General features: G+C 71.1%; 13 protein-coding genes. 1 reads left to right on the plus strand and 12 read right to left on the minus strand.

All coding sequences use genetic code 11. The annotated features are described in order from the left end of the window. From atpA to glyA, 9 genes are all read right to left on the minus strand, one after another. On the minus strand, positions 1-1569 hold the full coding sequence (gene atpA, locus Val02_RS28495) for a F0F1 ATP synthase subunit alpha (RefSeq protein ID WP_203902324.1): 1569 nt from the start codon (positions 1567-1569) through the stop codon (positions 1-3). An 80-nt stretch (positions 1570-1649) separates the two neighbouring features. After that, the gene (locus Val02_RS28500) at positions 1650-2471 is read right to left on the minus strand and encodes a F0F1 ATP synthase subunit delta (RefSeq protein ID WP_203902325.1); all 822 of its coding nucleotides are present in this window, start codon (positions 2469-2471) and stop codon (positions 1650-1652) included. Further along, entirely contained in the window at positions 2468-3031 is a 564-nt protein-coding gene (locus tag Val02_RS28505) for a F0F1 ATP synthase subunit B (RefSeq protein WP_203902326.1), read from the minus strand. The genes Val02_RS28500 and Val02_RS28505 overlap by 4 nt, the downstream gene beginning before the upstream one ends. Before the next feature lie 29 nt (positions 3032-3060). After that, positions 3061-3312: an ATP synthase F0 subunit C gene (gene atpE / locus Val02_RS28510; RefSeq protein ID WP_203902327.1), complete on the minus strand. Its 252-nt coding sequence runs from the start codon at positions 3310-3312 to the stop codon at positions 3061-3063. Between the two features lie 93 nt (positions 3313-3405). Then, positions 3406-4185 (minus strand): F0F1 ATP synthase subunit A, encoded by a 780-nt coding sequence (gene atpB, locus Val02_RS28515; protein WP_203902328.1) that lies wholly within the window; start codon positions 4183-4185, stop codon positions 3406-3408. Between the two features lie 14 nt (positions 4186-4199). After that, positions 4200-4415, minus strand: a complete 216-nt coding sequence (locus tag Val02_RS28520) for an AtpZ/AtpI family protein (RefSeq protein WP_203902329.1) — start codon at positions 4413-4415, stop codon at positions 4200-4202. 210 nt (positions 4416-4625) lie between these two features. Then, positions 4626-5543 carry a DUF1835 domain-containing protein gene (locus Val02_RS28525; protein WP_203902330.1) on the minus strand — a complete coding sequence of 306 codons (918 nt, stop codon included), beginning with the start codon at positions 5541-5543 and terminating at the stop codon, positions 4626-4628. Then, a complete protein-coding gene (locus Val02_RS28530; protein ID WP_203902331.1) occupies positions 5530-5919 on the minus strand; it encodes a Cg1360 family ATP-synthase-associated protein in 390 nt (129 codons plus the stop codon). The genes Val02_RS28525 and Val02_RS28530 overlap by 14 nt, the downstream gene beginning before the upstream one ends. Next, the gene (glyA, locus tag Val02_RS28535; protein WP_203902332.1) at positions 5916-7202 is read right to left on the minus strand and encodes a serine hydroxymethyltransferase; all 1287 of its coding nucleotides are present in this window, start codon (positions 7200-7202) and stop codon (positions 5916-5918) included. The genes Val02_RS28530 and glyA overlap by 4 nt, the downstream gene beginning before the upstream one ends. 60 nt (positions 7203-7262) lie before the next feature. Between glyA and Val02_RS28540 the strand changes: the two genes are divergently transcribed. Then, positions 7263-8774, plus strand: a complete 1512-nt coding sequence (locus tag Val02_RS28540; RefSeq protein WP_203902333.1) for an SDR family oxidoreductase — start codon at positions 7263-7265, stop codon at positions 8772-8774. On the opposite strand, the gene Val02_RS28545 is transcribed toward Val02_RS28540, so the two are convergent. From Val02_RS28545 to Val02_RS28555, 3 genes are all read right to left on the minus strand, one after another. After that, entirely contained in the window at positions 8747-9490 is a 744-nt protein-coding gene (locus Val02_RS28545) for a phosphatase PAP2 family protein (protein WP_203902334.1), read from the minus strand. The genes Val02_RS28540 and Val02_RS28545 overlap by 28 nt on opposite strands. A 79-nt stretch (positions 9491-9569) precedes the next feature. Next, a complete protein-coding gene (locus tag Val02_RS28550) occupies positions 9570-10319 on the minus strand; it encodes a phosphatase PAP2 family protein (RefSeq protein WP_203902335.1) in 750 nt (249 codons plus the stop codon). A 47-nt stretch (positions 10320-10366) separates the two neighbouring features. Continuing rightward, positions 10367-11308, minus strand: coding sequence for a patatin-like phospholipase family protein (locus Val02_RS28555; protein WP_203902336.1), 942 nt, complete (start codon positions 11306-11308; stop codon positions 10367-10369). Positions 11309-11540: the final 232 nt, after the last annotated feature.

An 11540-nucleotide genomic window follows, 5' to 3' on the forward strand; every position in this document is an offset into this window, starting at 1 on the left:
TTACTCCTGGCCCTGGGCGGACTCGCGGGCGGCGAGGAACTCGCGCTTGAAGGCGGTGATCGCCTCCTTGAGCCCGTCGGCCGTGTCGTCGGCGAGCTGGTTGCTGCTGGCGATTGCGTCGAGCAGCTCCTTGCGGTTGCGCCGCACGTAGTCCAGGAACTCGGTCTCGAACCGGCGGATGTCGCCGACCGGGATCTCGTCCAGCTGACCCGTCGTGCCGGCCCACACGGAGATGATCTGCTCCGCCACCGGGTACGGCGAGTAAGCGGACTGCTTGAGCAGCTCCACCAGGCGCGCACCGCGCTCCAGCTGCGCACGCGACGCCTTGTCCAGGTCGGACGCGAACGCGGCGAACGCCTCCAGGTCGCGGTACTGCGCCAGGTCCAGCCGCAGCCGGCCGGAGACCGAGCGCATGCCCTTGACCTGCGCCGAACCACCCACGCGGGAGACCGAGGTACCGACGTTGATCGCCGGGCGCACGCCCTGGTTGAACAGGTCGGTCTCGAGGAAGATCTGGCCGTCGGTGATCGAGATGACGTTGGTCGGGATGTAGGCCGAGATGTCGTTGGCCTTCGTCTCGATCAGCGGCAGGCCGGTCATCGAGCCGCCGCCCAGGTCGTCGGAGAGCTTCGCGCAGCGCTCCAGCAGCCGGGAGTGCAGGTAGAACACGTCACCGGGGTAGGCCTCGCGGCCCGGCGGACGGCGCAGCAGCAGCGACACGGCGCGGTACGCCTCGGCCTGCTTCGACAGGTCGTCGAAGATGATCAGGACGTGCTTGCCGCCGTACATCCAGTGCTGCCCGATGGCCGAACCGGCGTAGGGCGCCAGGTACTTGAAGCCGGCCGGGTCGGAGGCCGGCGAGGCGACGATGGTGGTGTACTCCAGCGCGCCGCGCTCCTCCAGCGTGCCCTTGATGGACGCGATGGTGGAGGCCTTCTGGCCGATGGCGACGTAGATGCAGCGGACCTGCTTCTCCGGGTCGCCGGACTTCCAGTTGTCGAGCTGGTTGAGGATCGTGTCGATCGCGACCGTCGTCTTGCCGGTCTTGCGGTCGCCGATGATCAGCTGACGCTGGCCGCGGCCGATCGGGGTCATGGCGTCGATGGCCTTGATCCCGGTCTGCAGCGGCTGCTTCACCGGCTGGCGCTGCACCACGGTCGGCGCCTGCAGTTCGAGCTCGCGCAGGCCCTCGTTGGCGATCTCGCCGAGCCCGTCGATCGGGGCGCCGAGCGGGTTGACCACGCGGCCGAGGAACGCGTCGCCGACCGGCACCGAGAGCACCCGGCCGGTCCGCTTGACCTGCTGACCTTCCTCGATTCCGCCGTAGTCACCCAGGACCACGACACCGATCTCACGCACGTCGAGGTTCAGCGCCACGCCGAGCGTGCCGTCCTGGAACTCGAGCAGCTCGTTGGCCATGGTCGAGGGCAGCCCCTCGACGTGGGCGATGCCGTCGCCGGCATCGGAGACGATGCCGACCTCCTCGCGGGTGATCTCCGGCGTGTACGACGAGACATAGCGCTCAAGCGCCCCCCGGATCTCATCCGAGGAGATGGTCAGCTCGGCCATCCTCAACTTCCTCTATCTCTTGGAGGGATATCTCGTATCGGGGATATCTCTAGAAGCGAATATTGTGCCGACGGATAGCGCTAGCCGACCAACGCCTGGCGGGCCTCGCCGAGACGGCGGGCGATGGTGCCGTCGTAGAGGTCGGCTCCGACGCGGACCTTGACCCCGCCGATCACCGACGGATCGACGTCCACCTTCAGGGAGATCTGTCGACCGTACAGCGCACCGAGCTTGGCGGCCAGACGGGCTTCCTCGTCGTCGGTGAGCGCCACGGCGGTGGTCACGTAGGCCACCTCCAGGTCGCGCCGCTGTGCGGCCAGCTCGACCAACCGGCCGAGCGAGCTGTCGAAACCCCGCCCTCCGAAGCCCCGCAGCGCCAGCGCCACGAGCCGGACCGTCACCGGGTCGGCCTTGCCGGCGAGCAGTTCCTCGGCGAGGGTCGCGCGCCGGGCGACGTCGGCCGTGGAGTCGGAGAGCGCCGACGCCAGCGCCGGGTTGCCGGAGGCGACCTGGCCGAAGCGGAACAGCTCGTCCTCGACGTCGCCCAGCTTCCCGGCCCGGTCGGCGCTGACCATGAGCGCGTCGACGCCGAGCCGTTCGGCGGCGTCGAGCAGCTCGCTCGGCGCCGACCAGCGGCCCCTGACCAGCGCGGTGAGCAGGCCCAGCGCGTCGTCCCCGACCTTGCCGGCGAAGACCGCGCCGAGCAGGCCCGCGCGGTCGTCGGCGGCACGCGACGAGTCGGCCAGCGCCCGGCGCAGCCGCGGCTCGCGCCGCAGCAGGTCGGCCGCCGCCAGGATCTCGTCGCCGGTGGTCGCGATCGTCGCGGGAGGCGTGTCCGCGGCGTAGGCGGAAAGGTTCTCCGCCGCGGCCGCGTACGCCTCCCGGCTGACCGACGAGGTCACCGCTTGCTCCCGGTGGCGGTCGGGGCGTCACCCAGCTCGTCGAGGAACCGCTCGACGGTGCCCCGCCGGCGTGCCTCGTCGGCCAGGGCCTCCCCGACGATCCGGCTCGCCAGCTCGACCGAGAGCGCACCGAGCTCGCTGCGCAGTTCCCGCACGATCGACGCCCGCTCGCCGGCGAGCGCCTCGCGTCCGGCCGTGATGATCCGGTCAGACTCTTCCCGGGCGCGGGTGGCCGCTTCCTCACGGATGCCCGCCGCGTCGGCCCGTGCCTCGTCCCGGATGCGGGCCGCCTCGGTGCGTGCCTCGGCGAGCTGCTGCTTGTACTGCTCCAGCAGCTGGCCGGCCTCGGCCTGGGCCGCCTCGGCACGCTTGATGCCGCCCTCGATGGCGTCGACCCGGGCCTGGAACGTCTGCTCCATGCGCGGGAAGACGAACTTCATCAGGATGAAGCAGAGCACCCCGAAGGCGATGAGACCGATGACGATCTCCTGCCAGATGGGTACGACAGGGTTGTGCTCACCCTCGGCGGCGAGCACGACGGCGGCGAGGTTGTTTGGCATGTGAACCTCCGTTGCCTGGGAAAAGAAAGTCAGCTACCGGCGCCCTGGGTGGTGGTGAACACGAAGCCGAACGCGATCGCCAGCAGGGCGAGCGCCTCGATGAGCACGAAGCCGAGGAACAGGTAGGTCCGGGTCAGGCCGGCCGACTCGGGCTGGCGCGCGGTGGCCTGGATGTAGGCGGCGAACACGAGGCCGACACCGATGCCGGGGCCGATGGCGGCGAGGCCGTAGCCGACCGCGCCGAGGCTGCCACTAACTTCAGCGAGCAAAGAAGTGCCCATTGCCATTCCTCCTGATATCCCGCGTGAAGGTCTCACGCGGACGCTTGAACGGTGGGTGTTTCGAAAACCGGGGTCTTCCGCGTCGGGCGCGGATCAGTGCTCTTCGGCGATCGAGGTCTGCACGTACACCGACGTCAGCAGCACGAAGACGTACGCCTGGAGCAGGGCGACCAGCAGTTCGAAGATGGTCATCACGATGGCGATGGCCCACGAGACGATCGAGATGCCGGCCAGTGCGAAGTTGTCGCTGCCGAGCAGGACGAACCCGCCGAGGGTGAACACGAGCAGGATGACGTGGCCGGCGAACATGTTCGCGAAGAGTCGCAGGGCCAGCGTGAGCGGCCGGAACAGGAACGTCGAGGCGAACTCCAGCGGGATCACCAGCGGCAGCAGCCATGCCGGCGCGCCCGGGGGGATCAGCTGGTTCTTGATGTACTTCGCGAAGCCGAAGCGCTTCACGCCGACCCAGATGAACAGGACGTACGAAATGATCGCCAGGAACGCCGGGAACGCGATGTGCGTGTTGGGCGAGAGCTGGACGCCGGGGATGATGCCCCAGAGATTGTTGAACGCGATGAAGAGGAACAGCGACGCCAGATAGGGCGCGAACTTGATGCCCTCGGCGCCGATGATGTCCTTCGCGATCCCGTCGCGCACGAAGCCGTAGGCCGACTCGGCGATCCACTGGGACTTGGTCGGCACCAGCTTCGGATTACGGTACGCGACCAGGAAGAAAATGATCGTGATGGCGACCGCGACCCACACGAACAGCGTGAACTTCGTGAACCAGTTGTCCGGCCCGGCGATCGGGGGCAGGAAGAAGTCGTCCACGCTCGGCGGCCACGGCACCTCCGCAGCGAGTCCTCGCACCATGCCCCTGTCTCCTCCTAAGCCCCGAGTCGCTTCACGACGAGGTAGACCCCGAGTGCCACGCCCATGACAACGCCGATCGCCGTGGCAATGCCACCGAGGTCCAACCAGCGATCAACGAGCCATCCAACGAAGCCCCAGATCAACATTCCGGAGATCAGGTATCCGAGGGCGGTGTATGCCTGGTCAGCACCTCGCGCACTGTCACGTCGCGGGGACTGGTCATCGGTCATGACGCGCGAACCATATCAAGCGCGTTTCGGGAGTTGTGCATCGACCCCCGCGTGCTCATCGCGCGGGGGTGTGCCACCGTGTCCGGCCGCCTGCCGGTAACCGGCCACATTACCCCTCTGCGACCACCTTGTGCCTCCCCCGCCCGGCTTACACATGAATCCTGCGCAGCGTTGCCGGGGAACAACGTTCGGCTACCGGTTACCCGGCGTTCACCAGCCGAGACCCCGTGAAATGCGGCGCTGGTCAGGGTCCCAGAGCCAGGCCGGGCGCGGTGTGACCTCAATCCCGCCGAGCCATCGCCCGTCCCCGCGCCACTGTGCGTCGCCGTTCAGGATCGCGGTGCCGTGTGCGGTGGCGCGCCAGCCGTCGCCGTCCCGGACGAGTGCCGGGTCCTCCTCCGTGCAGAGGTCGCGCAGCACGGGCCTCAGTTGCGAGTCTCCGTGGAACGGGGCCGGGTCGGCCGCCCGCACCGCGGGGAAGATCTCCCGGAGCGTGTGCGCGCCACCGGCGACGGCGCGCAGGCAGAGGCGTTCGCTCAGGGAGAGCCCGTCCGTGGTCCACGGCAGGTCGGCGAGGTGCCGGCGGACTCCGGCCGCCAGGTGCGGCAGGGCGGACGCCCCGTGATCCAGGAGCCCTTGCAACGGCTCGGGCGTCGGGGCGCGCATGCCGTCCCAGGCCCACACGGCGAGCACGAGCTGGTCGTCGTCGATCGGCCGGGCCTGACGGGCCGCGGCTTCCAGCGCCGGCGCGTCGAGGTCGCCGAAGCAGCCCGCGGCGATGGGCACGAGGCGGAAGCGTTCCACCGCGGTGGGACCCTGCTCGGAGAACCGGGCCAGCACGCGCACCAGCACCGCCTGGTCGTACCAGTCGGCGCCGAGCCACAGCAGCACGATCCGGTACTTGTCGAGCCGATCGAGCGCCAGTTCCTCGGCGAGGAAGCGGGCCTCCACCTCGTGCGCGGGCTCTCCGTAGGCCTCCGCGACGAACTGCGCCCGCGCGGCGACCAGTTCCGTCGCGGGGAGCGGGCCCTGGCACACCGGGTCCGCGTAGCAGAAGTAGTCGCCGCCGCGGAGCTTGTCCCGCAGGTCGTCCCCGCAGCGGAGATGCGCGACGTCAGGCGTCCACATAGAGAATCTTGGCGTGCCAGGTCCACCACGCCTGGGCGGTGGCCCAACCGACCGTCGTGACCATCGTGGCGACGCCGAACGCCGGCAGCCCCGCCCAGCCGGTGCTCGCCAGCGCGTAGCAGCCGAACCCGATGGCCGTGATCTTCAGGATGTACGTGACCATGCCGACCGGGAAGACCAGCGTCGGATTGACGGAGTCGGCCCAGGCGATGACGAGGCTCGACACCGTGAAGCTCGCCGCGACGAGCGCCACGCCGAGCACCGCACCCCCGGCCCCGGCCGCCCCGTCGACCAGGAGTCCGAGCAGCACCCCGATGACGACCAGCGCGGCGCTGACCTTGAGGCCCGCGGGCAGGAACTTCAGCCGGGCCTTCACGCCGGCACCGCCGTCACCGGGTAGGCCGGGAACTTCTCCACCAGCGCGCCCACCTGTTCGGCGACCTCGCCGAGGGCAGCCCGCCCGGGCCCGGTCGACGGGTCGGCGCGCACCGCCCGGGCGATCAGCGCGGCGATCTCGCGCATCTGCGGCTCCTTCATGCCCTGCGTGGTGACCGAGGGGGTGCCGACCCGGATGCCGGAGGCGATCATCGGCTTCTGCGGGTCGTACGGGATGGCGTTCTTGTTGAGCGTGATGCGGGCCAGGTCGCAGCGTTCCTCCGCCTCGCGGCCGGTCACGCCGACGTCGCGCAGGTCGATGAGGGCCAGGTGGGTGTCGGTGCCGCCGGAGACCGGCCGCATGTGTTCCCCCTTCAGCCCGGCCGCGAGCGCCTTCGCGTTGGCGATGACCTGTTTCGCGTACGTCCCGAACGCCGGCTGCATCGCCTCCTTGAGCGCCACGGCCTTGGCTGCGATCACGTGCATCAGCGGCCCGCCCTGCGTGAACGGGAAGACCGCCTTGTCGATCCGGGCGGCCAGCTCGGACGTGCAGAGGATCATGCCGCCGCGCGGCCCGCGCAGCACCTTGTGCGTGGTGAAGCAGACGACGTCGGCGTGCGGAACGGGCGACGGGATGGCCCCACCGGCGACCAGCCCGATGAAGTGCGCGGCGTCGACCATCAGGTACGCGCCGACCTCGTCCGCGATGGCCCGGAACCGCGCGAAGTCGATCAGCCGCGGGTACGCCGTGGCGCCACAGATGATCATCTTGGGGCGGTGCGTGCGGGCCAGGTCGCGCACCTGGTCGTAGTCGATCAGTTCGTCGTCCTGGCTGACCGGATACCCCACGGTGTTGAACCATTTGCCGGAGAAGTTGACCTTCGAGCCGTGCGTCAGGTGGCCGCCGTGCGGCAGTTCCATCGCGAGGACCGTGTCGCCGGGCATCAGCAGCGCGGCATAGGCCGCCAGGTTGGCCCCGGCACCCGAGTGCGGCTGCAGGTTGGCGTGCGCGGCGCCGAACAGCTCCTTCGCCCGTTCGATCGCCAGCTGCTCGGCGCGGTCGACGTCGGCGCACCCGCCGTAGTAACGCCGACCCGGATAGCCCTCGGCGTACTTGTTCGTCAGCGTCGAACCGAGGGCCGCGAGCACGGCCGGGGACGTCAGGTTTTCGCTGGCGATCAGCTGCAGCCCGCCGCGCAGCCGGTCCAACTCGTCGACCACGATGCCGGCGATCTCCGGATCCGTCGCGCGCAGCGCGTCGAAGTCGGGTCCCCAGAACGTCATGCCGGCAGTCTACGCACCCGTTTCGGCGTGAAACGCGCCGTTGCGGGGCATGATGCGAGCGTGCGGGTACTGGTCACGGGGGCAACGGGCTATGTCGGCGGGCGTCTGGCGCCCCGTCTGGTGCACGCGGGGCACCGGGTGCGCTGCCTCACCCGATCGCCGGGCAAGCTCCGCGACGTTCCCTGGGCAAAGGAAGTCGAGATCGTCGAGGGCGACGTCACGGACGCGGAGAGCCTGTACGCGGCCTTCAAGGGTGTGGAGATCGTCTACTACCTGGTCCACTCCCTCGGCCGGCGCGACTTCGAGGAGCTGGACCGGGCCGCCGCCCTGAACGTCGCCGCCGCGGCGGCGGCCGCCGGCGTGCGGCGCATCGTCTACCTGGGCGGACCCGACCCCGACGACAACGCCGGCTCGGCGCACCTGCGCTCCCGGCACGAGGTGGCGCGGATCCTGCTGGAGGGCGAGGTGCCCGCCGTCGTGCTGCGCGCGCCGGTGATCATCGGCTCCGGCTCGGCCTCGTTCGAGATGCTGCGCCACCTGACCGAACGCCTCCCTATCATGATCACGCCGAAGTGGGTGCACAACCGCATCCAGCCGATCGCCATCCGCGATGTGCTGCGCTACCTGGTCTTCATGGCCAGCGACGACGACTGGCCGGCGCGCGAGGTGAACCGGGCGTTCGACATCTGCGGGCCGGACGTGCTCACCTACGCCGAGATGATGCAGCGGTACGCGCGCGTCGCCCGGCTGCCGCGGCGCGTGATCCTGCCGACGCGGTTCCTCAGCCCGACGCTCTCGGCGCACTGGGTCGGGGTCGTCACCCCGGTCCCGAACGCCATCGCCCGCCCGCTGGTGGCGAGCCTCATCCACGACGCCACCGGCCACGAGCACGACATCGCCACGTACGTGCCGGACCCGCCGGAGGGGCTCACCGGCTTCGACCGGGCGGTCGCGCTGGCCCTGGCGAAGATCCGCGACTCGGACGTGGAGACCCGCTGGTCGGGCGCCACGTGGCCGGGCGCGATGGCCGCCGAGCCGCTGCCCACCGACCCCGAGTGGTCCGGCGGCACGCTCTACACCGACAACCGGCAGCGGCCCGTGGCCACCTCCCCGGAGCGGTTGTGGCGGGTCATCGAGGCGATCGGCGGCGAGAACGGCTGGTACTCGTTCCCGCTGGCGTGGTCGGTGCGCGGCTGGCTGGACCGGCTCGTCGGCGGCGTCGGCCTGCGGCGCGGGCGCCGCGACCCGCACCGGCTCTACGTCGGCGAGGCGCTGGACTTCTGGCGGGTCGAGGAGATCGTGCCCGGCGAGTTGCTGCGGTTGCGGGCCGAGATGCGGCTGCCGGGCCGCGCCTGGTTGGAGATGTGGGTCGAACCGGGGCCGAACGGCGCCCGCTACCGCCAGCGCGCGGTGTTCCTGCCGCACGGGTTGGCCGGCCACCTGTACTGGGCGGCGGTGTGGCCGTTCCACGCGGTCATCTTCGGGGGCATGGCCCGCAATATCGCACGCACCGCCGAACGCACCGCCGGCGCACCGCTACCCGCCTACCCCGCCGACCGCCTCCGCCGCTGAACGGGCACCCGCGGCCAGTCGCCGTCGGCGTCGCGCCCCGGCCGGAACGCGTACACCGCGATCACCACGCAGAGCACGCCGTTGAGCATGCCGAACGCCACGTCGCTCACGTGGTGCATGCCCCGGTAGAGCCGCGACAGCGCCACCAGGAACGGCAGCACCGCCAGTCCCAGCACCAGCGCCCACCTGATCCACGTCTGCCGCAGCCGCCACCCCACCACCACGGCGATGCCGATGTACAGGGCGGTGGCCGCACCCGTGTGCCCCGACGGGAAGCTCGACGTCGGCGGGGCCGGGTCGAGGTGCGGCACGTCCGGCCTGTTCCGGTCCACGACGGCGGCCGTGAGCACGAAGACCGACGACTGCAGGATGACGGCCGTCATGAGCGTCACCGACTCGCCCCAGCGGCCGTAGAGCACGCGCAGCAGCACCGCGAAGACGGCCATGCTGCCGATGATCGACGCGGTGTCGGCCAGCGTGCTGAGCACCGACGTGACGGCGTTCCAGAACGGGGTGCGGCCGTCGGCGAGGTCCCGGTTGACCTCGGACTCTCCGGCGGCGAGCCGCGCCAGCGGGTGCGCCAGCGCCAACCCGCTGCCGACCAGGAAGAGGTACAGCAGCGCACCCGGGGCGACCACCCGCTTCAGGACCAGCCGTCCGACGTGCCGGCGCAGGTGCGTGCCGTGCGCCGACGTGTCCGTAAGCGCGTTGCTCATGCCGCCGCCTCGCTTCGCTCCCCGGCGCCCTGAGACACAAGTGCACAGCGCTCCACGATTCGCTCCCGCAAGCGTCCGCTCATGCCAACCTCCGGGCGTCCTCCGGGTCCACGCCCTCCAGCGGATCGTGCGGCGGGGCGCCGACGTCGCGCCGCCACGTCTCGAACGCCGCCGCCGTCGCCGCCACCAGCGCCGCCGCCACCACCCACGCGGCCACCACGTCGCTGAGGTAGTGCACGCCGAGCGCGATCCGGTCCAGCCCGGCCAGCGCGATCACGGTCAGCCCGGCGACCCACGCCGCGATCCGGGTCCGCACGCCCGGCAGCGCCGGCAGCACGGCCAGCAGCAGCACGAGCACGCCGACGGCGCTGTTGAGGGCGTGCCCCGACGGGAAGCTGTAGCCGGGCGCGTGCGCCACCGGATCGGCCAGCTCGGGTCGGGCCCGCGCCATCGCGAGCTTCAGCGTGAAGCCGAGCACGCTGCCGACGGCCATCGTGATGCCGGCCCACCACGCCAGCCGGATCGCCTTGCGCCGGATCAGGGCGATCACCAGCCCCAGGACCGCCACCCGGAAGACCCACGGGTGCAGGACCACGTCACCGGCCTTGCCGAGCCAGACCGCCCAGCCGTGCGCGGACACCTCGCGGTGCACCGCCTCGGCGATGCCGTGGTCGATCCGCCGCAGCGGCGCCCATCCGGTCCGTACCGCCAGCGCCAAAAAGACTAGGGGGAACGCCACCAGGAAGGCGGCCAGCGCGGCCAGCACCAGCCGCGGGCGCAGCCGCAGGGAGTGCAACCGGGAACGCGTAGAGACGAAGGCCGACGTCATAACCGAGTAATGATCCGGGACGGTCGCCCCGAAACCCAAGCGGTACTTCAGGCTGCACGCGGCACGTCGCCGAGCGCGTGCCGCGCCGTGGCCAGCGAGGTCTCCAGCACCTGCAGCCGACGGCCGGGGTCCATGAGGTTCAGGCCGATCGCCGCCACGTCGGCGGGGCCGGGGGTCAGCACGGTCACCGCCGTGCCGGCCGCCTCGACCTTGCGCACCTCGGCCATGAGCCAGGAGGTGATGACGTTGCGGAAGAAGCGCTCCGTGCGCAACGCGGGATTGAGCGGGCGGCCCAGGTCGTGGCCCGCCATCGGGGCCAGCACGTACACCTCGTCCAGCCCGGCGCGCGACAGCAGATCGAGCGAGGTCACCGAGCGCACGCCGCCGTCGACGTAACGCTGGCCGTCGATCAGCCTCGGCTCGTGCCAGCCCGGGATGGAACAGGATGCGACCACCGCGTCGGCGAGCGACGCCGCCGGTGCGCCCGTGCGGCCGAAGGCCACCCGCCGGCCGCTCCCGTAGTTCACCGAGATGATCCAGGTGGGACGGCGCGGCCAGGACGAACGGGCGGACAGCGACGAGACGAACGCGTGGAGCACCCGGTGCTGCGCCCGCCCCGCCGGCAACAGCGCACTGGCGGCGACCCGGGGATGAACCTGGAGCGGCGCCCGCGCGGCGCTGGCGAGCAGGCCCGGCGACCCGAGGCGGAACCGCGGCAACGGCGGCATCCGACCCGTGTCCCGCGCGAACTCCGCCGCGTCCGGCAGGTCGGCCAGGCCCTCGCCGCGCTGGTGGGCGACCAGGGTGTCGACCGTGATCCCGCACCGGAGGGCGGCGGCGAGGATGCTGCCCGCGCTGGTGCCGACCATGAGGTCCACGCCGCGTAACGGCCGGCCGATCCGCCGCTCGACGGCGCCGAGCGCCCCGACCATCCACGCGGCACCGAGAGTGCCGCCCGCACCGAGGACAAGTCCGACCCGTCGCGCCATGGCTGCCACCTTTCGCAGCCCCGGGCAGCGCCCGGGAGATGAGAATGCGCGCAGCTCAGCGCGTTGACAAGAGGTCGGCGCAATTACGACCGGTCACCGGACAAGCTCCTTACAGTGTTGCCCGCGCAAGCGCGGGACGGCACTCTGTTGCACGCGCAAGCGCGGGATGGCGCCTCCGGCGTCGTCTTCCCTCGTCGCTTCGGGTCGCTTCGCTCCCCTGCGCTCCTCAGTC

This window comes from Virgisporangium aliadipatigenens (assembly GCF_016863615.1).
GTDB classification, from domain to species: Bacteria; Actinomycetota; Actinomycetes; order Mycobacteriales; family Micromonosporaceae; genus Virgisporangium; species Virgisporangium aliadipatigenens.